We start from the raw sequence: 21,718 nt of genomic DNA on the forward strand, positions 1-21,718 counted from the left end.
GCAGTTAACGCGCCTATTGAACCTGTCGCTTCATCACGGCCGAGATCGGTGCCATTGTCACGCGACCGCCACGATCCTCCAATCCCCAAACCAACAATGCCGAGATCGTGTCGGGGCGCAAACGACCCAACATCACAACCGAACCTTCTTGCCCGGCCCGAAAGGCCGCTTGATCCAGAAAGCGACGCATCACTTTCGGCTCCTGACGCGCACCGTCGATATCACGGAAGATTACGCTGGACGGAATGCCATTCCGCGCTGCCAGTTTCTGCACCGTGTTCAACCCATTGTCTTGAGTGATCAACCCGCGACCAGTGCCGCCTGCGATAGCCGCAACTTGATCAGCCAGCTTGCGGTTGCCCTGAATCCCCGTATCGACCCCTTCAAGGATGCCAACCGTTTCAGGTAGCATATCTAGCCATACAGACAGCGAGACCTCGGCATCCTGCGCGCTGGCTTCTTTGGGCAGGTCCGCCATCGCCAGAACCTCAAATCCTGCCGCGCGGTAACGGGCCATCTTTTCCGCAGCTTCGGGGTCGGACGGGCTGATGGCAAAGCTGATCGGATAAGGGAAGTCCTGCAACGCTTCGGCCCCATACGCGCCTTCGTCATCGATCAGAATGATCGACATCAGTGGCACCGAGCCGGGTTGGTCGAATTCGGCGGCATAAGCCTCGATCGGCTTGTTAGAAACTGGGGCCGCGTCGGCAGTTTCATCAACGGGTTCACCGCCGTCTCGCTCGGTCAGGGGAACAACGCGCCGGCCGACGCCCTGCGTCCCCTCGGTGGCCTGATCGGCCCCGATCTGTGGCACAGCGGCAATACGCGGCAGGGTACGGGGCGGTTCTTCATCCTTCGGCTCAACCGCAACGGGGTCTTGCGTTTCCGGTTCCGGCTCAACGGCGGCCACCTCGGGCAGCGGTTCGGAAACCGGAGTGTCTTCCGCTGGCGCAACCTCTTCTACCACCACCTCTTCGACAGGGGCCGGAGGTGTCGGAGCCTCCTCAATCACGGCAGGCACGTCTTCGGCAAGCGGAGCCTCGGCCAGTGCTTCAGAAACTTGAGGAGAGGTCGGAGCCTGTGGGGCAACAGGAGCTTCAGTTGCAATGGCCACGTCGGTGGTTTCAACCTGCTCGGCGCGATCGACCTGAACGGCGGTCTCATTCACTTCGGGGACAGTGTTCGGCGCGTTTTCAACTTCGGACAGCCCCGCCACAGTGTCGGGCGCATCCGCCGGGGCCGGATCAGGGGCAGGCAGCGTTAAAACATCGGCATCGGCGATCGTACCAACCTCGGCCTCGGTCACTTGCGGGGCTTCGATCTCGGCCGGTTCAGGGGCTTTTTCAACCACCTCCGGTTTTCGCGTCAGGGGGGTATTCAGCGACAACGCCGCGCCCAGCAGCAATACAACGACCGCACCTGCGATCATTCCACCCACAAATCCGCCCATAATAATTGCCTCTCGTCCAATTCCTGCGTCGACTGTCAATGTGCCGTCTTCTGCGACACTCACCTTGCAGGCGCGTCAGGTCGGATGTCCTCTTGACGCTGCCCCGCAAGCCTGAGCATGTATGTCCCGACATTATATCGCGGCTCGGGGCTGCATCGCCAGTCCGAAATGCCCAATCTAAGACAAGTGCTCACATGCTGCTGCTGATCGACAACTACGACTCGTTTACCTACAACCTCGTCCACTATTTAGGCGAACTTGGGGCCGAAATGGTGATCCGGCGCAACGACGCATTGGATGTGCAAGAAGCGATGGCCATGAACCCGACAGGCATCTTGCTCAGCCCTGGCCCCTGTGATCCTGATCAGGCCGGCATCTGCCTGGCTCTGACCAAGGCCGCGGCAGAAACGCAGACACCGCTGATGGGTGTGTGCCTTGGACATCAGACCATCGGTCAGGCTTTTGGTGGCGACGTCATCCGCTGTCACGAGATCGTCCACGGCAAGATGGGCACCATGCACCATACAAGCAAAGGTCTGTTCGCAGGCCTGCCATCGCCGTTTGAGGCGACGCGCTATCACTCGCTGGTTGTGGACCGTAACACCCTGCCCGACTGCCTTGAAATCACGGCAGAATTGGAGGACGGCACCATCATGGGTCTGCAACATAGAGAATTGCCCATTCATGGCGTTCAGTTCCACCCAGAATCCATCGCATCCGAGCACGGCCACGCCCTGCTCAAGAATTTCCTGTCCGAGATGAAAGTTCCCGCATGAGCGACGCTCTGAAACCGCTGATCGGGGCCGCCGCCGACCGGCCCCTGACCCGCGCCGAGGCTGAACAGGCCTTTGGCATTCTGTTTGACGGTGCTGCCACGCCCAGCCAGATCGGCGGGCTGCTGATGGCCATGCGCACCCGGGGCGAAACAGTCGAGGAATACGCCGCCGCCGCCGCTGTCATGCGCGCCAAATGCAACGCAGTCCAAGCGCCCGAGGGCGCGATGGACATCGTCGGCACTGGCGGAGACGGCAAAGGCACTCTGAACATCTCGACCGCAACCGCTTTTGTGGTTGCCGGCGCCGGGGTGACAGTAGCTAAGCACGGAAACCGCAACCTCAGCTCGAAATCCGGGGCCGCTGATGCGCTGGGACAGTTGGGGATCAACGTTATGGTCGGCCCGGAAACAGTTGAAAAGGCGCTGCAAGAGGCCGGGATCGGGTTCATGATGGCCCCGATGCACCACCCGGCGATCGCCCATGTCATGCCCACACGGCAAGAGCTTGGGACTCGCACGATCTTCAATATTCTTGGCCCGCTGACCAACCCTGCAGGCGTCAAACGGCAACTGACCGGCGCGTTTAGCCGCGATCTGATCCGCCCGATGGCTGAGACTTTGGGTCTACTGGGCGCCGACCGCGCGTGGTTGGTGCATGGATCCGACGGAACGGATGAGTTGACCATCACCGGTGTAAGCTGGGTTGCCGCGCTAGAGGATGGACGCGTCAAAGAGGTCGAATTGCACCCCGAGGACGCTGGCCTGCCGGTTCACCCTTTCGAGGACATCTTAGGTGGCACGCCCGAAGAAAATGCGGTTGCGTTCCGAGCATTGCTGGAAGGCCAACCATCGGCCTATCGGGATGCGGTTTTGCTGAATGCCGCAGCCGCGCTGGTGGTTGCGGATGCAGCCTCGGACCTCAAGGACGGGGTTGCCAAGGCAGCCGAGAGCATCGACAGCGGAAACGCGAAAGACAAAATTGCCATGGTGGCCCGTATTACTCAGGAGGCCGCATGACCGGGACGGCACTGGATAAAATCAAAGCCTATAAGCTTGAGGAAGTTGCATCAGATAAGACGCATAAATCACTGGAAACGCTGGAAGAAGAAGCGCGAGAAGCCGGTGAAACACGCGGGTTTGCAGCAGCCATTCAGACCGCCGCCCGCACAGGGTATGGCCTGATTGCAGAGATCAAGAAAGCCAGTCCATCCAAGGGCTTGATCCGTCCCGATTTTGACCCACCCGCCCTGGCCACAGCCTATGCGGAGGGTGGGGCCACTTGTTTGTCCGTATTGACCGACACACCCAGCTTTCAGGGCGACAAACCGTTCCTAACCGCTGCGCGTGCCGCCTGTTCGCTGCCTGCACTGCGCAAGGATTTCATGTATGACCCCTATCAGGTAGTCGAAGCGCGTGCGCTGGGGGCAGATTGTATCCTTATCATCATGGCCTCGGTCGAGGACGCTCAGGCCGCAGAGTTGGAACAGACCGCTTTCGACTGGGGCATGGACGTTCTGATCGAGGTGCATGACGAGGAAGAGCTTGAGCGTGCGACAGGCCTCAAAAGCCCTCTGATCGGGATAAACAACCGCAATCTCAAGACGTTCGAGACAACTCTTGATACCACCCGTCGCTTGTCAAAACTGGTGCCCGGCGATCGCACTATTGTCTGCGAAAGCGGTCTAAGCACCCCCGACGACCTTTCAGATATGGCCCGCTATGGAGCGCGCAGTTTCCTGATCGGCGAAAGCCTGATGCGTCAAGACGACGTCGCCTCGGCTACGCGCCACCTGCTGGCCAATCCTCTCATCCCCGGAGTGATGTGATGCCCCTAACTCATTTCGATGCACAGGGTCAGGCGCATATGGTCGACGTGTCCGAAAAGGCGGCTACAGACCGGGTCGCCGTTGCTGCCGGACACATTAAAATGGCGCAGGAAACCTTTGATTTGATATCAGAAGGCCGGGCAAAGAAGGGCGATGTTCTGGGCGTGGCCCGACTGGCCGGAATCATGGGCGCCAAGAAAACGCCGGACCTTATCCCACTATGTCACCCGCTGCCTGTCACCAAGGTCGCGGTTGAACTGACGTTGGACCCGGACTTGCCCGGTGTGCAGATTGAGGCGACCGTCAAGACCTCGGGCCAGACGGGCGTCGAGATGGAGGCATTGACTGCCGCCTCGACCGCCGCCTTGACCGTCTATGACATGACCAAGGCCGTGGACAAGGCGATGGAGATCGGCGGCATTCGCGTATTGCTGAAAGATGGCGGTAAATCAGGGCGATACGAGGCGTCATGATCTCGGTCGAAGACGCCCGCGCGCTGCTATTCAAGCTGGTTTCACCCCTGCCGTCCGAAACCGTCTCGCTGGCCGACTCTGCGGGTCGATGTTTGGCCGCTGACGTCGTTGCCACACGGGATCAACCACCCTTTGCGGCTTCGTCGATGGACGGCTACGCAGTCAAAGGCGCAGAGGTCGAACTGCACGCCATGTTCAAAGTCGTCGGCGAAGCCGCAGCTGGGCGGCGGTTTCCAGGCACAGTGGGACCGGGACAAGCCGTGCGCATCTTTACTGGCGCACCCGTTCCTGACGGAGCCGATTTCGTCGTGATCCAAGAGGACACAGACCGACGCGACGATCTGTTAACCATCACCGACGAGCCGGGGGAAAAGACCAACATCCGCCCCGCCGGGGTCGACTTCAAAAGCGGCACAAAAATAAGCGCACCCAGACTGTTACGACCCGAAGATGTTGCGCTGATGGCCGCAATGAACATCGCGGAAGTACCCGTTGCGCGAAAGCCGGTCGTCGCGCTGATTTCCACCGGAGACGAATTGGTCATGCCGGGCGAGATCCCCGGACCAGATCAAATCATCGCGTCCAATACATTCGGCCTGAAGGCGCTGCTGGAGAAGACCGGAGCACATGTGCGCGTCCTGCCGATTGCGCGTGACACGCAATCGTCTCTGGAAACCGCGTTTGGTTTGGCTGAAGGGGCCGATCTGGTCGTGACGATCGGTGGCGCATCGGTCGGTGATTACGACTTGGTCTCTGATGTCTCAAGCAATTTGGGGATGGAGCGCGCCTTCTACAAAATCCGGATGCGTCCCGGGAAGCCTCTGATGGCCGGACGATTAGGGCAAAGCGCGATGATTGGCCTGCCGGGAAATCCCGTGAGTGCAATGGTTTGCGGCTATCTCTTCCTTGTTCCGATGATCCGCCGGATGTTGGGAATTGAAGAGGTTCTTCAACCCTTCCGCACTGCAAAACTGGCGGCCGATATCAGCCAGAACGGGCCACGTGAACACTACATGCGCGCCGTTTTGGATTATGAAGGCATCCGCGCCTGCGATGATCAGGACAGTTCGCTGCTAAGCGTTCTAGCACAAGCCAACGCCCTGTTAGTGCGCCAGCCCCATGACCCTGCGCGCTCGGCTGGGGACGAGGTTCAGTACCTGCCGATCTGATACGCCAAAACCATTGACACAAAACGTGAACATGCGTAGAACAAAAGAAAACGCATGACCGACGAGGTGTGAGCAATGCTGACCAAGAAGCAGTTGGATTTGTTGGAATTCATCCACAAACGCGTTCAAGCGGATGGTGTTCCCCCCAGTTTTGACGAGATGAAGGCGGCGCTGGACCTGCGGTCCAAGTCCGGCATCCACAGATTGATCACCGCGCTCGAGGAACGCGGCTTTATTCGTCGCCTCGCCCACCGCGCCCGTGCGATTGAGATTGTGAAACTGCCCGAAAGCCTTGGGGGTGAGCCTACGGCCGCATTCAAGCCGCGTGTGATCGAAGGCGACAGGCCCGATGGCCCGCGCCCAGCCAATTTTGACCCTGTGACCGTTGACGCAATGGAATTGCCCGTCATGGGTCGCATCGCCGCCGGTGTCCCGATTGAGGCGATCAGCCATGTCTCGCACCGTGTTGCAGTGCCGGGCACAATGGTCTCTGGCAAGGGTGAGCATTACGCGCTTGAGGTGCGGGGTGATTCCATGATCGACGCCGGAATCAATGACGGGGACGTCGTGGTGATCCGAGAAACCTCGGTCGCGGATAATGGCGATATCGTCGTGGCGCTGGTCGAAGATCAGGAAGCCACGCTAAAGCGGTTTTTCCGGCGTGGGCATGCGATTGCGCTTGAGGCCGCGAACCCCGCCTACGAAACCCGAGTGCTGCCCGAGGACAAGGTCAAGGTACAAGGCCGGTTGGTCGGCCTGATCCGAAGCTACTGAGCCCGTTTGTCGCCGCGTGTTTTCGGAGACCACAGCCGGTCTCCGACAATCTTTCGGCTGGTCATGACCTTACTTCCAGACAGGGCAAGACTGCCGGTTTGTAACAGCCGCGCAGGATCATAGAGATCACAGTCCCCCTTCAGATCAACCTCTACGGCAGCAATCACGATCTGGTTCGACGTGCAGTCCCCAAATCCCGAGGCTGCTCGTTTTCCCGTCAGGTGAATCAGCTCTTTCCCGCGCCATAAATACCGCTGGATAGCACTCGGCTCAGGCCAACGCGCCGCGGCATTGGGCTGCCCCACCCCGTCCCCATCGTTTTCCAGCCAGACCGTCGCAATAAATCCGCTGCCTTTTTCCTTGCTCGGCGCGCGGCCTTGATCGGTCATGACGCCCACCAGCCCGCCTGAATCAGCAATCAGAACCTCGGGGCGTTGGCCTTGCCCCCACAGCAAAAATGCAGCCGCCACGGCGCTGACCCCCAGCCATCTTGAACGCCCTTGCCAAAGGGCGATCCACAACGCTCCACATGCACAGAGAGGCAGTACGTAACCGGGCGGGCTTGCGACATGTCCAACGGCGCCCTCCAACCCCGAGACCCGTTCGGACACCAGCAATATCCACTCCAGCCCAAGCCCCATTACTCCCAGCGCCAGTGATTCCAGCCCGAAGGGGGCCAGCAAGGCAGCAACCACCGCGGCAGGCACCACGACCATGCCCATGACCGGCACGGACAGCATGTTTGCCACCAGGCCATAGTGCGACATCGTGTTAAAATGCGCCGCTCCGATCGGCGCCGTCGCCAGCCCTGCAATTGCAGAGGACATAAACAACCCGGCTACTGGTTTCAGCCATTTGGGTCCAGGCAACGGCCCGACATCGCGCAATTGGCCGAAGACAGCCACCAAAGCGGTGGTGGCAGCAAAGGACATCTGAAAACCGGGGCTCAACAGCGGCTCCGGCCGCAGAATCAATACGATCAGCGCGGCAACGGCCACCGCGCGCAACGAAATGGCCCGGCGGTCGATGAGTACCGCCCCTAGCATGACGCTGACCATGACAAAGGCACGCTCGGTCGCAACGCTACCGCCTGACAGCATCAGATAGACCGTCGCCGCGATCAGCGCCCCGATCGCGGCCAGTTTGCGCACAGGCCATCTGAGCGCCAAGACGGGCACTGCTGACAGGCCGATACGGAGCGCAAGATACACAAAGCCCGTCAACAGCCCCATATGTAGGCCCGAGATGGCCAGAAGATGCGCCAGATTAGACGCGCGCAGGGATTCCAGCGTGTTCTGACCCATACCGCTGCGATCTCCGGTGGTGACGGCTGCGGCGAAACCTCCGACCTCACCAGGCAGGATGGATCGGACATGCCCGGATATCGCCATACGCCACGCTGTGATCTGCACCCCTTCGGGATTTGCTGCGGCAATCGTCAGGACCGGTACGCGTGTATATCCCACCGCGCCGAGGCTTTGAAACCATGCATGGCGGCGAAAGTCGAAACCACCGGGCTCCACCGGACCTTGCGGTGGCGACAGATGCCCTGTGGTCATGATGCGCTGCCCCGGTTCGATCTGCGCCACTGGGCCATGTAGCGAGAGCCGGACGCGCTGCGGCCGACGATCCTTGGGCACATCCCCTATCCGCACCCGATCCAATGTCACCCGCAGCGCATCCGACGCAGAGCGGTCAATGGCGACGACCCGCCCCTCGACCGGGCCATAGTATCGCCACGACAAAACCGGCTCTGCTACCGTATGGGCGCGGATACCGGCCAGTATGAACCCGACCGCGATCAGCGCCCCCCCGATTGCCAACGAGGCCCAGCCGGACCGTACCTTGCGGGCTAACCCCCAAGCCGCAAGAACGACCGCGCCGAGACAGACGTAGACTTGCCAAGCCGGTTCGAACCGGAGCGAGAAATACAGACCGATCCCCATCGCCAGACACACAGGAGACCATGGAAACAGGTACCCGGTCTGGTTCAGCAATGCGGCTTCGACCCGGGCCAGAACACGCATGGTTGCCCCCGTCCCTCAGCCTCGTTAGACAGGCGCCAAACTATGCCCGACACGGTTACCAAAAGGTTAATCCACACAATGTCCGATCAGGTCGTCACCCGTTTCGCCCCCTCGCCCACCGGTTTTCTACATATCGGCGGCGCGCGCACCGCGCTGTTTAATTGGCTTTATGCCCGTGGCCGCGGTGGCAAGTTCCTGCTGCGGATCGAGGACACCGACCGCGAGCGCTCGACCCCCGAGGCGACGGCAGCCATCCTGCAAGGTATGGCGTGGCTGGGTCTGGACCATGATGGCGATGTAATCAGCCAGTTCGAGGGCGCGGCGCGTCATGCCGAAGTGGCCAACCAGCTGCTGGCCGAGGGCAAGGCGTATAAATGCTTTGCCACCCAAGATGAAATCGCCGCCTTCCGCGAACAAGCGAAGGCCGAGGGCAAATCGACCCTGTACCGCAGCCCCTGGCGCGACGCCGACGCCGCGACCCATCCAGACGCACCTTTTGTGGTCCGCATCAAGGCCCCGCAGGACGGCGCGACCGTGATCCGCGATCAGGTTCAGGGGGACGTGACCATCCGCAACGATCAGTTGGACGACATGATCCTGCTGCGTTCGGACGGGACACCGGTTTATATGCTGGCCGTGGTGGTGGACGATCACGATATGGGGGTGACCCACGTGATCCGGGGCGACGACCACCTGAACAACGCAGCGCGTCAGATGATGATCTATCAGGCCATGGGCTGGGACGTTCCAGTCTGGGCCCATATCCCGCTTATCCATGGGCCCGACGGCAAGAAACTGTCGAAACGCCACGGCGCGTTGGGCGCTCAGGAGTATCAGGCCATGGGCTATCCTGCCGCCGGCATGCGCAACTATCTGGCGCGTCTGGGCTGGAGTCACGGCGATGACGAGTTTTTCACCGACGCACAGGCGAAGGAATGGTTCGATCTGGACGGGATCGGCAAAAGCCCGGCCCGGTTCGATCTGAAAAAGCTAGAAAATCTGTGCGGGCAACATATCGCTATCTCGGACGATGCTGCACTGCGGCAGGAAATCGAAGCTTACCTTGATGCGGCCCAATTGCCAGCGCTAACCGATACACAATCGAGTGAACTGGAACGTGCGATGTATTGCCTCAAGGATCGGGCCCGCACCTTCCCGGAACTACTTGAAAAGGCCCATTTTGCCCTGACTTCCCGCCCCATCAAACCAGATGAGAAAGCGGCCAAGGCGCTGGCATCAGTATCCGATGGTATACTGAATGAATTGACGCCGCAGTTGCAAAATGTTAGCTGGTCGCGGAGCGAACTGGAGGAAGCCTTGAATTCCTTTGCGGAAGCCAAGGGCGTCAAGTTCGGCAAGCTGGCGGGGCCGTTGCGCGCCGTCCTGGCGGGTCGGGCCGTAACTCCTTCGGTTTTTGACATGATGCTTGTGCTGGGCCAGGAGGAAACTCTGGCGCGGCTATCTGATGCAGCGAACTAAACCCGATCTTCACATTTGGGTAACGCTGCTCCGCTAACACCCGGACTGCGCGCGTGCGCGCATCCGTTGCCCGCAGGATCGGACAGCGTTCCGTTTTGCGCAAGATTGAGGAAGGGAAAATATGACCGACAGCAACAAATCAGCCACTCTTACCGTGCATGGCGAAACATATGAGCTGCCGATTCATTCGCCGACTGCCGGGCCTGATGTGATCGATATCCGCAAGCTGTACGGCACTGCGGGTGTGTTCACCTATGACCCCGGCTTCACCTCGACCGCCAGCTGTGACAGCACAATCACTTATATTGATGGCGAAAAAGGTGAACTGCTGCACCGTGGCTATCCGATTGACCAGCTGGCAGGCAAATCCCACTTCCTCGAGGTTTGCTACCTGCTGCTGTACGGAGAGCTGCCGACCGCGCCCGTTCTGGAAAAATTCGAATCCACCATCACACGTCACACCATGCTGCACGAGCAGATGCAGTATTTCTACCGTGGATTCCGTCGCGATGCGCACCCGATGGCGATCATGGTTGGTGTCGTCGGCGCAATGTCGGCCTTCTATCACGATTCAACCGATATCTCGGACCCTCATCAGCGCGAGGTTGCCTCGCATCGCCTGATCGCCAAGATGCCGACCATCGCGGCCTGGGCATACAAATATCACACCGGTCAGCCTTTCGTATATCCGCGAAACGATCTGGACTATGCGTCGAACTTTCTGCGCATGTGCTTTAGCGTCCCGGCCGAGGAATATGAGGTGAACCCGATCCTCAGCCGCGCGATGGACCGCATCTTTACTCTCCACGCCGATCACGAGCAGAACGCCTCGACCTCGACCGTGCGTCTGGCCTCAAGCTCGGGTGCCAACCCGTTTGCCTGTATTGCGGCTGGCATCGCCTGCCTGTGGGGCCCTGCCCATGGTGGTGCGAACCAGGCATGTCTGGAGATGCTGGAAGAAATTGGCTCGGTCGAAAACATCCCCGAATACATCGCCCGCGCCAAGGACAAAAACGATCCGTTCCGTCTGATGGGCTTTGGCCACCGCGTCTACAAGAATTTTGACCCGCGCGCCAAGGTGATGAAACAGTCCGCCGACGAAGTGCTGGATCTGCTGGGTATCGAAGACAACCCGAAGCTGCAGGTTGCCAAGGCGTTGGAAAAGCAGGCTCTGGAAGATCCGTATTTTGCCGAGAAAAAGCTGTTCCCGAACGTGGACTTCTATTCGGGCATCATCCTCGAGGCGATGGGCTTCCCGACCTCGATGTTCACGCCGATCTTTGCCCTGTCGCGCACCGTGGGCTGGGTCAGCCAGTGGAAAGAGATGATCGCCGATCCGCAGAACAAGATCGGTCGTCCGCGTCAACTGTATCTGGGCGAGACGACCCGCGACTACGTCGATATCGAAAACCGCTGATATACCCTATCGACAAAGTAAAACCCCGCTACCTGGCGGGGTTTTTCATTTTGACAGCACCCGCTCAGTGGGCGAAATCGGGACGTTTCCGCCTATTTCGGCATGACCTTTCTCAGCGCTTTGATCGCGTCGTCCATTTTCTTTTTCGCATCACCGACCTTTTTGTGTAGCGTGCCGATTTTGGCCGCAACTTTGGACAGCTCTATCGTCGCCGGGCCCATCGCCGAGACATTGCCGCCCTTGATGATGTCATTGTATTTCGACAGGTCCTTGTTGGCCTTATCCAATTCTTGTTGTGATTTATGATAGACCGCCGTTGCGGCCTGCATCTTCTTCGCGGCTGCTTCGATTTCCTTGGGGGTACCCATCTTTTCCTCCTCAATAGTAACCTCAGCTTCGGGAGATATAGGGGCAGTCACGAGATATCCAGATGTGTTTCATCGCATGGCCAAAACTTAATATTCCCCTAAAAACAGACGCCTAAAAGCCAATGTTTAGCCGTAGAAAAACCACGACCTTTTGGGTTCAAAACAGAGCGAGCTGATCCCCCGGTTGCGCTGGTCTGGCAAACAGATCGCTTCGCAGAGGCGGCATGCGCGTCGCAAGCCCAAGCCGTTTGACAGCCAAAGCAAACCGCTTTGCTATCAGCGCGGCATACTCGCCCTCACCGCGCATCCGATGGCCCCAGCGCGGGTCGTAGTCTCGACCGCCATGCATTTCACGCAGTTTGGACATGACCTTTTCCGCGCGTGCGGGTTCGTGGTCGTGCAACCACTCTTGCCACAAGGTGGACACCTCCCGCGGAAGACGCAGCATGATCCAGCTTGCCGCATCCGCACCTGCGTCCCGGCCAGCCTCCAGTAGCGCCTCCAATTCATGGTCGGTCAGGCCCGGAACCAGGGGTGAGGTCATGACCCGCACTGGCACCCCTGCCCCGGTCAACCGGCGAATGGCCGCCAGACGGCGGTTCGGTGACGGCGCGCGTGGCTCCATCCGGCGGGACAGATCGGCGTCCAGAGTGGTCAGCGAAATTCCGACCCGCACCAATCCGTCCTGCGCCATCTCTGCCAGGATATCCAGATCGCGTTCGATCAGGGCCCCTTTGGTAACGATCCCAATAGGATGCCGGAAGTCCCGCAATACGGACAGACATTCCCGCGTGATCCTCAAATCCCGCTCAATCGGTTGATACGGGTCCGTATTTGTCCCCAGCGCAATGGTTGCCACCTTGTAACGCGGCGATGAAAGCTCTTTACGCAAGACAGCAGCCGCATTAGGCCGCGCGATCAGGCGGGTTTCAAAATCCAACCCCGGAGACAGCCCGAGATAGGCATGAGACGGGCGGGCAAAGCAGTAGACGCAGCCATGCTCACACCCCCGATACGGGTTGATCGAGCGGTCAAACGGCAGATCGGGCGACCGGTTATAGGTGATCAGACTGCGCGCGACTTCTGTTCGCACTTCGGTGCGCAGGGGCAGCAGATCTTCCTCAAGCTCCCACCCATCCGTGCAGGTCACGGTCTCGAATTGTTCGAACCGGCCTGCTGCGTTGGTTGCGACACCGCGGGCTCGGACATGCGGTCGCGACATATTTTGTTTCCCTTTTGTTCTCACTCTCAAATTAGGCTCGAACCGCCGAAATCGCAAGGCCTGGTTACCATCCCGCAAGAGTTTTCAAACCTTTGCACCGCCCCTCGATTTGACTGAAACCTGAAACCAATTCAGGATGATCTTGCGGGAAATGACGTCGAGTTGATTGAGATTTTGCCGTATAGGTCGGTCTCGGAACCGCCAAGGTCGCAATCGTAACAGTCTGGATGCGACGTTTTGGCCAAAACGGAAAAAATGCCACCAACGGGCGCTATGCCCGCACAGCCCTAGGGAAACGCCCCATGTCCGATGAAGAAGACATCGTCCTGTCCGAACTGAACGACGACGAACTTGTCGAACAGATGTTCGACGACCTGTACGACGGTCTGAAAGAAGAGATTGAAGAAGGTGTGAACATCCTGCTGGAACGCGGATGGACCCCTTACGACATCCTGACCAAGGCACTGGTTGGCGGTATGACCATCGTGGGCCACGACTTCCGCGACGGCATCCTGTTTGTTCCCGAAGTTCTGCTGGCCGCAAACGCGATGAAGGGCGGCATGGCCATCCTTAAGCCGCTACTGGCCGAAACCGGCGCACCCCGCGTCGGCAAAATGGTGATCGGAACCGTGAAGGGCGACATCCACGACATCGGCAAGAACCTGGTGTCGATGATGATGGAAGGCGCCGGCTTCGAGGTGGTCGATATCGGCATCAACAACCCGGTCGAGAACTATCTGGAAGCGCTGGAAACCGAAAAGCCCGATATTCTGGGCATGTCGGCCCTGCTGACCACGACCATGCCCTACATGAAGGTTGTGATCGACACGATGGTCGAGCAAGGCCTGCGCGAAGAATACATCGTTCTGGTCGGCGGCGCGCCCCTCAACGAAGAGTTCGGCAAAGCGATCGGCGCCGACGGCTATTGCCGTGACGCAGCCGTCGCCGTGGAAATGGCAAAGGACTTCGTCTCGCGCAAGCATAACCAGCTGGCGGGTTGATCGGACCTACACTCCGAATTCAAGGCCGTCCGGCAACCGGGCGGCTTTTTTTGTTCAACACCCAAGGCCCATGGGGGTGACATGACACAGGAACGGGTTCCCGATGACAGCAGCCTGACCACGGATGGCTATCAAAGCCACTCGGAACAAGGGCGTATCCTGTTGCTGGCTTGCGGCGCACTGGCCCGCGAGATTCTGGACCTCAAGAAGCGCAACGGCTGGGATCACATGGCCCTGACCTGCCTGCCCGCCATCCTGCACGTCCACCCCGAACGGATCACACAGGCCGTGCAAGAAGCGGTGGCCAAGCACCGCGATCAATATGACGCGGTCTATGTGGTCTATGCCGATTGCGGCACCGGTGGTCTGCTGCAGAAAGCCTGCGCCGAGTTAGGCGTCGAAATGATCAAAGGCCCGCATTGCTATTCTTTTTTCGAAGGCAATGATATCTTTGATGCACGGGGCGAGGATGAAACGACCGCCTTTTACCTGACCGATTTCCTGGCCCGGCAATTCGATGCCTTTGTCTGGAAACCGCTGGGTCTGGATCGCCACCCCGAGCTGCGGGATATGTATTTCGGCAATTACACCAAGCTGGTCTATCAGGCCCAGACCGACGACCCAGCCTTGACCGCGCGCGCCAAGGACTGCGCCGACCGCATGGGGCTGACGTTCGAGCGGCGCTTTACCGGCTATGGAGATCTGGAGACGACACTGGCGGATTGGGCCAAGCGCGGCTGAGGCCCGTCAGGCGTTTTCCTGTGCCACCTCGCGGATGCGCTCGATCATAGCACGCAAACCGTTGGACCGTTGTGCTGACAGGTGATCGTTCAAGCCCAGTCGCGCCAGCTCTCCGCCTGCGTCTACTTTGGGCACATCAGCGACGGGCAGACCGTTGTACAAAGACCGCAACACCGCAATCAGGCCCCGCACGATCAGCGCATCGCTATCCCCATCGAAGTGAAAAACGCCACCTTCGATCACTGGGTGCAGCCAGACTTGGCTGGCGCAGCCGTGCACCTTTGTGGCAGGCACTTTAAGGGCATCTTCCAGCGGCTCCATTGCCTTGCCCTGCTCAATCACATGGCGGTACCGGTCTTCCCAGTCCTCCAGAAACTCGAAATCCTCGACGATTTCTTCAAAGGCAGGCGTTGCCATAGTGCGACGGTCCTTTCATTGCATTCACATTCGTGACCTATGCCGCCGACCCCGGCCTGTCCAGACCCGGTTTGGGTTTTCAAAGCAAGGAATTTGCGTTAGGCCAGTGCGGGAAATACCGCTCAGAGCTTTGGATCCATGCAAAAAACACTGTCTGTTCTTCTGGTCGCTACACTTACCTTGTCGGCTTGCAGCGGGTGGCGCGACTCGCGCGCGAATCCAAGCAACTGGTTTGGGTCCAGCACATCGACGCCTGCACCGACCGAAACAGCGGCCTACGACCCAAATGCGCTGGTGCCCCAACAGCGCGAGCGCGTAAGGCTGTTTGGACGCCCGGAACCCGAGGACAACAGCGTACCCATCGCGCGCATTGACCAGTTGCGCATTGATCCCACACCCGGCGGCGCGATCATCTTCGTATCCGGAACGGCCGCGCGGCAAGGCGCGTTTGGAGCCCAGCTTGTCCCTGTTGAGAGCGAAGAAAACGCGAAGAACGGCGTTTTGGAGTACACGTTCCGCGTCAGCTACCCAAGCTATGCGACCAATCAGGGGACAGATCGTTCGCGCAAAGTGACGGACGCCACCAACGTGACACAGGATGATCTGGCTAATATCCGGCTGGTGCGGGTCATAGGTCAGCAAAACGCGCTGGAATCGCGGCGTCGATAAGCCTCTTACAAAGCCACGACTTTGACAGTCTGGCCTTGTGCAGCCAGGGCAATCTTACCCTCGCACAGCTTCAGGGCATCTTCACCGAACACTTCGAAACGCCAACCCGACATCGCTGGCAAATCCCGCTCGCCCGAGGCTATCTGATCCAGTTCTGAGCTGGTTGCGATCAGCTTGGCCGCCACGCCCGAGCTTTCAGTCTTGGATTTTAGCAACACGCGCAGCAGATCGGCGAGGGCTGGATTAACCTTTAGTTTGTCGCGGCTGTTATCCACGCGCGGCATCTGTTCGGGGGGGCAGTTCACACCCTTTTTGACAGCCGCCAGAATACCTTCGGCAATCGCGCCCTTGCGCGCTTCGCGCAGCAGCAGGCGCGATCCGCCCAGATCAGAAGGCGACTTGGGCTTGGTCGAGGCCAGCTCGATCAGCGCGTCATCCTTGAACACCCGGCTGCGCGGGACATTGTTTTGCTGCGCATAGGCCTCGCGGAAATGCGCCAGTTCCCGGACGACTGCTAGAAACTTGGCCGAGTTCGTGCGGGTCTTGACCCGCTTCCACGCGTCTTCCGGTCGAATGTCATAGGTATCCGAATGGGTTAGCGTGCGCAGTTCCTCGGCCACCCAATGGTTGCGCTGGGTCTTTTTAAGCTCTTTAGCGAGATATTCGTAGATTTGCCGCAGGTGGGTCACATCAGCCAAAGCATAGGTCTTTTGCGCATCAGACAGCGGACGGCGCGACCAGTCGGTAAAGCGCGAGGTTTTGTCCAGCCCCTGCTTACAGATCTTGCGCACCAAGGTTTCATACCCGACCTGCTCACCGAACCCGCAGACCATCGCGGCAACCTGTGTGTCAAACAACGGCGTCGGAAAGACACTTGCTTCGACCCAGAAAATCTCAAGATCCTGACGGGCGGCGTGAAAGACCTTGACCACATCCTCGTTTCTGAACAGGTCATATAGTGGTTCCAACGACAGACCATCGGCCAGAGGGTCGACCAGCACCGCGCTGTCTTCACCCGAGGATGGGACGGCAAGTTGAACCAGACAGAGTTTCGAATAATACGTGCGCTCGCGCAGGAATTCGGTGTCTATTGTCACATAGTCATGGCTTGCGGCGGCCTCGCAGAAATCGGCCAGCTCTTGCGTCGTTGTCAGGGTCTTCATGCGCGGTGGTGTTCTTGCTCTTGTTCTTCTTGGTGACCGCCCGTCGCTTTCATACCGATCCGAGCGCTTGTGCAGACCATAGGCCGAATAACACGGGCGTGTAAATCACCCTGCACAGATCATGGCAGCAACACTGGTGTCCGATCACCACCAGCGTAACGTCGAAGCACAGCGGGATAGAGCTTGTGTTCGCAAACCAGCACACGCGCGGCCAAAGCTTCGGGCGTATCGTTAGCGTCAATCTGCACACGGGCCTGACCCAGGATCGGGCCGTCATCCAGTGCCGCCGTCACCTCATGCACTGAGCATCCGTGTTCGGCATCGCCTGCCTCGATCGCGCGGGCATGGGTGTTCAGACCCTTGTATTTCGGCAACAGTGAAGGGTGGATGTTCAGCATCCGGCCCTGAAACCGCGATACGAATTCACCGGTCAGAACACGCATGAATCCCGCCAAACAGACAATATCGGGCCCTGCGGCCTCGAGCGGTTTCAGCAGCTCCGCCTCGAACGCAGCGCGGTCGCCTTTGAACGGGCGGTGATCTATCGCCGCAGTGGGAATGCCCCGTTCGGCAGCTTTTTTCAAACCGCCCGCTTCCGGATCGTTGGCCAGAACCAGGCAGGGTCGCGCGGGATGATCTCCGGCCATGGAATCAACCAGCGACACCATGTTGGACCCCCCGCCCGAAATCAGGATGGCGACGCGCTTATGGCTCACAACAGCTTGCCAGTGTAGGCCACGCCGGGCGCGTCAGTGACAGAGCCGATGCGCGAGACGGTTTCGCCAGCTTCGACCAGCAGCGTCGCAAGATCATCGGCACGGTCTTCGTCGCAGACGACAATCATGCCAATGCCACAGTTGAAGGTTTTGAGCATCTCGGCTTCGGCAATCCCGCCGGTCTCGGCCATCCAACGGAAGACGGGCGGCAAATCCCAAGCGTTCAAGTCGATCTGAGCGCCCAAACCCTCGGGCAGGACACGCGGCAGGTTTTCGGTCAGGCCTCCGCCGGTAATATGGGCCAGCGCGTGAACGCCCCCTGCCCGGATCGCTTGCAGCGCCTGTTTGACATAAAGACGCGTGGGCGTCAGCAGTGCCTCGCCCAGCGTACCGTCGCTAAACGGCGACTCGGCGTCCCATCCCAGCCCAGAAATCTCGACCAGTTTGCGCACCAGAGAGTAGCCGTTGGAATGCACCCCGTTCGAGGCCAGCCCCAGCAGCACATCCCCCTGCTGCACACCTGCGGGCAGATGCGCGCCACGCTCCATCGCGCCGACCGAGAACCCTGCCAGATCGAAATCGCCATCAGGGTACATGCCGGGCATTTCTGCCGTCTCACCACCGATCAGGGCGCAGCCAGACTGCACGCAACCTTCAGCAATGCCTTCAATGATCCGAGCGGCCGTGTCGGTGTCCAGCTTGCCAGTGGCGAAATAGTCGAGGAAAAACAGCGGTTCAGCGCCCTGACAAATCAGGTCGTTGACGCACATGGCCACCAGATCAATGCCCACACCGTCAACAACGCCGGTATCAATGGCGATGCGCAGCTTGGTGCCCACGCCATCGGTCGCGCCGACTAGAATCGGGTCGGTGTAGCCTGCGTCCTTGAGATCGAACAGAGCACCAAATCCGCCCAACCCGCTCATCACACCGGAACGGTTGGTCCGCTTGGCCGCAGGCTTGATCCGGTCAACCAGAGCGTTGCCTGCATCAATATCAACACCCGCGTCCGCATAGGTGATTCCGTTCTTGCCCGCTGTCATGGCCAACCCCTCATGAATGGTTCCCGCGCGGGTTAGTCGATTGTGGAAGATGTTGCAACGGTCAGGCTTGACGCGGGCGTTCACCGTGATACTCAAAGCGCTCAGGCGGGCCTGTAGCTCAATTGGTTAGAGCAGAGCGCTCATAACGCTTTGGTTGCGGGTTCAAGTCCTGCCGGGCCTACCAAAATCTGCCATAACTGGATACGAAGCTGAGCGGCGCCTCGTGCTTTGCTTTGACTATTAGATCCTACCGGAACCGGAAATTCAGTTCCGTGCGCGATTGTTGACATATTGGCAGACTTCGTAAAACGAGTCGCAGGGTTCAAACCACCCCATAGCAACAGCGCCAAACGCGGCACCAATTCCGATAACAATAATCCAGTTCACTGCAACCACCTCGCTTTGAAAAGCGATACCCGACACCCACAACCTCGAATATTAACTGAACTTTAATACGCTGAAAAACTCACCATCCCTAGCGGAATGTACTACAGCACATTCATTTTGAGTTAATATATACACAATTCAATAGGTTTTGGCTACTTTGTTGTTGAAAGCAAACAAAATGGCTTGATTGTTGAAACAACAAACCCAGACCACACACCCCGAATCCGTTGCCTAAAATACTGCTGAAACCTCTAACGTGCGATGATGATATCGGCGCTCAGCCCGCCCAGCTTGTCGCTTTTGCCCAACCGTAAAACTCCGCCATGCGCGCGCGCGATATCAGCGACGATCGCCAGCCCCAGACCCACACCACTGCCCTTGTTCTGGTTGCGTGCCGGATCAAGGCGCGAGAATGGCTTGACCGCCTCTGCCCGGTCTTCAGGCGCAATGCCGGGGCCATCATCCTCGACCCGGATTCGCAGAGTTTTGGCGGTCAACGAGAGGCTCAATTCGGCCTTGTTGCCATAGCGCACAGCATTGCCAATCAGGTTTTCGACTGCCCGCCGGATAGCGGTCGGACGCAGCATGGCCTGCCCTTCCCCATCGGTTGCAACCAAACGCGCGTCGTAACCCGCGCGCTGTGCGTCATCAACAATCACTTGCAGCAAATGGCGCGGATCAACCTGTTCCGGAGCACCCTCGGCTGCTCCGCGCGAGAATTCGAGGAACGCATCCAGCAGCAACTGCATCTCGTCTACATCCTTTTGCAGAGGTGCGGCTTCATCTTCGGGCAGCATCGACAATCCCAGCTTGAGCCGGGTCAGAGGTGTACGCAGATCGTGGCTTACACCGGACAACATCAGGGTGCGCTGTTCGATTTGCCGCTCGATCCGGGCGCGCATGTCCAAAAACGCGCTCCCCGCGGCGCGTACCTCAATCGCGCCACCTGGCGAATACGGTACCACCCGCCCGCGCCCAAATGCCTGGGCCGCATCCGCCAGGCGGGTGATGGGCCGAAGTTGGTTGCGCATGTATAGAAACGAGATCGTCGTCATGACGACTGCGAAAAATACCATCGTCACGATCAACTGATGTGGTGCGGCCGGGGACAGGCGGCGGCGATCTAGCACCAGTTCGAACGGGCCCAGATCGGTTTGAAGATACAGGCGCGCCTCGTCACCGCTGGGCAAAGCCACTGCCGTCAGTTGTGGCAGCTTGGCCTGTAATTCCGCTGCAACTTGCGGCGCGATAAAATCATACCAGCGCCGCATTCCGACCGCAGGACGTTCATCAATACCCAGAAACCGCGCTTTCATATCCAGGGCAACAAGGTCCTGCCGTATGGCGGCAAGCGCCTGCAACTGCGTCTCAGCCCCCTCCATCGTTTCCAGAATCAGCGTGACTTCGCGCGCCGAGGAGGTGGTCATCTGTGCCGTCACATCCTCAAGGTGTTTTTGCAGAAAGGCGATACCGACCACCAGCAACAAAACTACAACCGGCAACACCAGGATGATGGCCGCCCGCGCGTACAGGCTGCGCGGCATATAGGATTTGAGCCAGACACTCGACATGCGCTAAACCTAACGGGCTGATCGGACAAGAGAAAGAGCACAGAATGCAGGCCCCCGACGATTTCAATCCACCCGCCGGTCAGGCTTTCGAATTGCAGCCCGGCCTCAGGCGCATTCTGGCCCCGAATCCGTCGCCTATGACCTATCGAGGCACGAACACCTATCTACTGGGCACGAGGGACTGTGCTGTTATCGACCCCGGCCCCCTCAGCGATGTGCATCTCGAGGCGATTCTGTCCGCCCTGACCCCCAGCCAGCGCATCAGCCATATCATCGTCACGCATACGCATCTGGATCACTCCCCGCTTGCCGCCCCTCTGGCCCAGCGGACCGGCGCGCCGGTTCTGGCCTTTGGCGGCCCCGAGGCCGGGCGCAGCGCTGTGATGCAAGAGCTCGCCCAAAAAGGGCTGACCGGCGGCGGAGAGGGCATCGACACGGCCTTCCGCCCTGATATCGAACTAACCGATGGGCAGGTCATCACGGGCGATGACTGGCAGCTAGAGGTCATTCACACACCAGGCCACCTTGGCAATCATATTGCGCTGGGTTGGGGGCAGACCTGTTTCACCGCAGATCACGTCATGGGGTGGGCGAGTTCCCTGGTTTCGCCACCGGATGGCGACCTGACGGATTTCATGCAAGCCTGTCACCGTCTGCGCGCCGGCGACTGGTCGGTGTTTCACGCCGGGCACGGCGCGCCGATCACCGACCCTGCCGCCCGGTTGGACTGGCTGATCCAACACCGCACAGCGCGTGAGGCCCAGATTCTGTCCGCATTGGAGGATCGTCCCGGCACAGCCCGCCAGCTGGCAGAGAGGATCTACACCGAAACCCCCGCCGCACTGCTTCCGGCCGCGACGCGCAACGTATTTGCTCATCTGGTCGATTTAACCGTCAGATCAATGGCTTCGCCCAAAGGTGTGCTGTCCGTCGAGGCCGAGTTCACCCGATTACCATAAGGCGTAAACTTTTTCGTCATTTGATGCCGATCCCCTCTGGACGGCAAATTTCGGTGTTGTTATACGGCCCT

Annotated in this window: 21 protein-coding genes and 1 tRNA gene; 13 read left to right on the top strand and 9 right to left on the bottom strand. The window is 59.3% G+C overall.

The features are described 5' to 3' along the window. Positions 1–13: 13 nt before the first annotated feature. Entirely contained in the window at positions 14–1,450 is a 1,437-nt protein-coding gene (locus tag ACR3E7_RS05760; RefSeq protein WP_480502420.1) for a divergent polysaccharide deacetylase family protein, read from the bottom strand. A 194-nt stretch (positions 1,451–1,644) separates the two neighbouring features. Here ACR3E7_RS05760 and ACR3E7_RS05765 point away from each other — a divergent pair, with 194 nt between their 5' ends. The 6 genes from ACR3E7_RS05765 (at position 1,645) to lexA (ending at position 6,467) form a co-directional block, all read left to right on the top strand. Then, positions 1,645–2,226, top strand: a complete 582-nt coding sequence (locus ACR3E7_RS05765; RefSeq protein WP_480502421.1) for an anthranilate synthase component II — start codon at positions 1,645–1,647, stop codon at positions 2,224–2,226. Further along, positions 2,223–3,242 (top strand): anthranilate phosphoribosyltransferase, encoded by a 1,020-nt coding sequence (trpD, locus tag ACR3E7_RS05770; RefSeq protein ID WP_480502422.1) that lies wholly within the window; start codon positions 2,223–2,225, stop codon positions 3,240–3,242. The genes ACR3E7_RS05765 and trpD overlap by 4 nt, the downstream gene beginning before the upstream one ends. Further along, positions 3,239–4,051, top strand: coding sequence for an indole-3-glycerol phosphate synthase TrpC (gene trpC, locus ACR3E7_RS05775; RefSeq protein ID WP_480502423.1), 813 nt, complete (start codon positions 3,239–3,241; stop codon positions 4,049–4,051). The genes trpD and trpC overlap by 4 nt, the downstream gene beginning before the upstream one ends. After that, positions 4,051–4,524 carry a cyclic pyranopterin monophosphate synthase MoaC gene (gene moaC / locus ACR3E7_RS05780; protein ID WP_480502424.1) on the top strand — a complete coding sequence of 158 codons (474 nt, stop codon included), beginning with the start codon at positions 4,051–4,053 and terminating at the stop codon, positions 4,522–4,524. The genes trpC and moaC overlap by 1 nt, the downstream gene beginning before the upstream one ends. Then, positions 4,521–5,693, top strand: a complete 1,173-nt coding sequence (locus tag ACR3E7_RS05785; protein ID WP_480502425.1) for a molybdopterin molybdotransferase MoeA — start codon at positions 4,521–4,523, stop codon at positions 5,691–5,693. The genes moaC and ACR3E7_RS05785 overlap by 4 nt, the downstream gene beginning before the upstream one ends. Before the next feature lie 75 nt (positions 5,694–5,768). After that, positions 5,769–6,467 (top strand): transcriptional repressor LexA, encoded by a 699-nt coding sequence (gene lexA / locus ACR3E7_RS05790; RefSeq protein WP_170782463.1) that lies wholly within the window; start codon positions 5,769–5,771, stop codon positions 6,465–6,467. Here the strand turns inward: lexA and ACR3E7_RS05795 are convergent. Next, positions 6,461–8,494, bottom strand: coding sequence for a ComEC/Rec2 family competence protein (locus tag ACR3E7_RS05795; protein WP_480502426.1), 2,034 nt, complete (start codon positions 8,492–8,494; stop codon positions 6,461–6,463). The two genes, lexA and ACR3E7_RS05795, sit on opposite strands and share 7 nt — an antisense overlap. 78 nt (positions 8,495–8,572) lie before the next feature. Here ACR3E7_RS05795 and gltX point away from each other — a divergent pair, with 78 nt between their 5' ends. Then, positions 8,573–9,973, top strand: coding sequence for a glutamate--tRNA ligase (gltX, locus tag ACR3E7_RS05800; RefSeq protein ID WP_480502878.1), 1,401 nt, complete (start codon positions 8,573–8,575; stop codon positions 9,971–9,973). Positions 9,974–10,094: 121 nt separating this feature from the next. Then, complete coding sequence (gene gltA, locus ACR3E7_RS05805; RefSeq protein ID WP_170774233.1) at positions 10,095–11,390, top strand: citrate synthase; 1,296 nt, start codon at positions 10,095–10,097, stop codon at positions 11,388–11,390. A gap of 92 nt (positions 11,391–11,482) precedes the next feature. Here gltA and ACR3E7_RS05810 read toward each other — a convergent pair whose 3' ends face one another. Further along, positions 11,483–11,758, bottom strand: a complete 276-nt coding sequence (locus ACR3E7_RS05810) for a hypothetical protein (RefSeq protein WP_170782465.1) — start codon at positions 11,756–11,758, stop codon at positions 11,483–11,485. A 157-nt stretch (positions 11,759–11,915) separates the two neighbouring features. After that, positions 11,916–12,980 carry a PA0069 family radical SAM protein gene (locus ACR3E7_RS05815; protein WP_480502427.1) on the bottom strand — a complete coding sequence of 355 codons (1,065 nt, stop codon included), beginning with the start codon at positions 12,978–12,980 and terminating at the stop codon, positions 11,916–11,918. Between the two features lie 302 nt (positions 12,981–13,282). Between ACR3E7_RS05815 and ACR3E7_RS05820 the strand changes: the two genes are divergently transcribed. Continuing rightward, positions 13,283–13,981 (top strand): corrinoid protein, encoded by a 699-nt coding sequence (locus ACR3E7_RS05820; RefSeq protein WP_170774239.1) that lies wholly within the window; start codon positions 13,283–13,285, stop codon positions 13,979–13,981. A gap of 81 nt (positions 13,982–14,062) precedes the next feature. Further along, on the top strand, positions 14,063–14,722 hold the full coding sequence (locus ACR3E7_RS05825) for a DUF1638 domain-containing protein (RefSeq protein WP_170788650.1): 660 nt from the start codon (positions 14,063–14,065) through the stop codon (positions 14,720–14,722). 6 nt (positions 14,723–14,728) lie between these two features. Here ACR3E7_RS05825 and ACR3E7_RS05830 read toward each other — a convergent pair whose 3' ends face one another. Next, on the bottom strand, positions 14,729–15,139 hold the full coding sequence (locus ACR3E7_RS05830) for a SufE family protein (protein WP_170788651.1): 411 nt from the start codon (positions 15,137–15,139) through the stop codon (positions 14,729–14,731). 138 nt (positions 15,140–15,277) lie between these two features. Here ACR3E7_RS05830 and ACR3E7_RS05835 point away from each other — a divergent pair, with 138 nt between their 5' ends. Then, positions 15,278–15,808: a hypothetical protein gene (locus ACR3E7_RS05835; RefSeq protein WP_170774245.1), complete on the top strand. Its 531-nt coding sequence runs from the start codon at positions 15,278–15,280 to the stop codon at positions 15,806–15,808. 5 nt (positions 15,809–15,813) lie between these two features. Here ACR3E7_RS05835 and rnd read toward each other — a convergent pair whose 3' ends face one another. The 3 genes from rnd to purM form a co-directional block, all read right to left on the bottom strand. After that, complete coding sequence (rnd, locus tag ACR3E7_RS05840) at positions 15,814–16,971, bottom strand: ribonuclease D (RefSeq protein WP_170788652.1); 1,158 nt, start codon at positions 16,969–16,971, stop codon at positions 15,814–15,816. A gap of 119 nt (positions 16,972–17,090) precedes the next feature. Next, complete coding sequence (purN, locus tag ACR3E7_RS05845) at positions 17,091–17,687, bottom strand: phosphoribosylglycinamide formyltransferase (RefSeq protein ID WP_170788653.1); 597 nt, start codon at positions 17,685–17,687, stop codon at positions 17,091–17,093. Continuing rightward, a complete protein-coding gene (purM, locus tag ACR3E7_RS05850) occupies positions 17,684–18,730 on the bottom strand; it encodes a phosphoribosylformylglycinamidine cyclo-ligase (RefSeq protein ID WP_170788654.1) in 1,047 nt (348 codons plus the stop codon). Before purM ends, purN begins: the two co-directional genes overlap by 4 nt. 107 nt (positions 18,731–18,837) lie before the next feature. On the opposite strand from purM, the gene ACR3E7_RS05855 reads away from it, so the two are divergent. Then, a tRNA-Ile gene (locus ACR3E7_RS05855) sits at positions 18,838–18,914 on the top strand. Positions 18,915–19,368: 454 nt separating this feature from the next. Here the strand turns inward: ACR3E7_RS05855 and ACR3E7_RS05860 are convergent. Then, complete coding sequence (locus ACR3E7_RS05860) at positions 19,369–20,688, bottom strand: ATP-binding protein (RefSeq protein ID WP_480502428.1); 1,320 nt, start codon at positions 20,686–20,688, stop codon at positions 19,369–19,371. Positions 20,689–20,732: 44 nt separating this feature from the next. On the opposite strand from ACR3E7_RS05860, the gene ACR3E7_RS05865 reads away from it, so the two are divergent. Then, on the top strand, positions 20,733–21,647 hold the full coding sequence (locus ACR3E7_RS05865) for an MBL fold metallo-hydrolase (RefSeq protein WP_480502429.1): 915 nt from the start codon (positions 20,733–20,735) through the stop codon (positions 21,645–21,647). Positions 21,648–21,718 lie beyond the last annotated feature (71 nt).

Source organism: Ruegeria sp. BK1, from assembly GCF_056535645.1.

What these genes read in the sequence shown, in the direction of transcription:
- purM (WP_170788654.1), bottom strand. Translation starts at nt 18,730, where the DNA reads ATGACAGCGGGCAAGAACGGAATCACCTATGCGGACGCGGGTGTTGAT.
- ACR3E7_RS05865 (WP_480502429.1), top strand. Translation starts at nt 20,733, where the DNA reads ATGCAGGCCCCCGACGATTTCAATCCACCCGCCGGTCAGGCTTTCGAA.
- gltX (WP_480502878.1), top strand. Translation starts at nt 8,573, where the DNA reads ATGTCCGATCAGGTCGTCACCCGTTTCGCCCCCTCGCCCACCGGTTTT.
- ACR3E7_RS05830 (WP_170788651.1), bottom strand. Translation starts at nt 15,139, where the DNA reads ATGGCAACGCCTGCCTTTGAAGAAATCGTCGAGGATTTCGAGTTTCTG.
- gltA (WP_170774233.1), top strand. Translation starts at nt 10,095, where the DNA reads ATGACCGACAGCAACAAATCAGCCACTCTTACCGTGCATGGCGAAACA.
- ACR3E7_RS05765 (WP_480502421.1), top strand. Translation starts at nt 1,645, where the DNA reads ATGCTGCTGCTGATCGACAACTACGACTCGTTTACCTACAACCTCGTC.
- ACR3E7_RS05835 (WP_170774245.1), top strand. Translation starts at nt 15,278, where the DNA reads ATGCAAAAAACACTGTCTGTTCTTCTGGTCGCTACACTTACCTTGTCG.
- ACR3E7_RS05860 (WP_480502428.1), bottom strand. Translation starts at nt 20,688, where the DNA reads ATGTCGAGTGTCTGGCTCAAATCCTATATGCCGCGCAGCCTGTACGCG.
- ACR3E7_RS05785 (WP_480502425.1), top strand. Translation starts at nt 4,521, where the DNA reads ATGATCTCGGTCGAAGACGCCCGCGCGCTGCTATTCAAGCTGGTTTCA.
- trpD (WP_480502422.1), top strand. Translation starts at nt 2,223, where the DNA reads ATGAGCGACGCTCTGAAACCGCTGATCGGGGCCGCCGCCGACCGGCCC.
- ACR3E7_RS05825 (WP_170788650.1), top strand. Translation starts at nt 14,063, where the DNA reads ATGACACAGGAACGGGTTCCCGATGACAGCAGCCTGACCACGGATGGC.
- ACR3E7_RS05810 (WP_170782465.1), bottom strand. Translation starts at nt 11,758, where the DNA reads ATGGGTACCCCCAAGGAAATCGAAGCAGCCGCGAAGAAGATGCAGGCC.
- lexA (WP_170782463.1), top strand. Translation starts at nt 5,769, where the DNA reads ATGCTGACCAAGAAGCAGTTGGATTTGTTGGAATTCATCCACAAACGC.
- moaC (WP_480502424.1), top strand. Translation starts at nt 4,051, where the DNA reads ATGCCCCTAACTCATTTCGATGCACAGGGTCAGGCGCATATGGTCGAC.
- ACR3E7_RS05795 (WP_480502426.1), bottom strand. Translation starts at nt 8,494, where the DNA reads ATGCGTGTTCTGGCCCGGGTCGAAGCCGCATTGCTGAACCAGACCGGG.
- trpC (WP_480502423.1), top strand. Translation starts at nt 3,239, where the DNA reads ATGACCGGGACGGCACTGGATAAAATCAAAGCCTATAAGCTTGAGGAA.
- ACR3E7_RS05760 (WP_480502420.1), bottom strand. Translation starts at nt 1,450, where the DNA reads ATGGGCGGATTTGTGGGTGGAATGATCGCAGGTGCGGTCGTTGTATTG.
- ACR3E7_RS05820 (WP_170774239.1), top strand. Translation starts at nt 13,283, where the DNA reads ATGTCCGATGAAGAAGACATCGTCCTGTCCGAACTGAACGACGACGAA.
- rnd (WP_170788652.1), bottom strand. Translation starts at nt 16,971, where the DNA reads ATGAAGACCCTGACAACGACGCAAGAGCTGGCCGATTTCTGCGAGGCC.
- ACR3E7_RS05815 (WP_480502427.1), bottom strand. Translation starts at nt 12,980, where the DNA reads ATGTCGCGACCGCATGTCCGAGCCCGCGGTGTCGCAACCAACGCAGCA.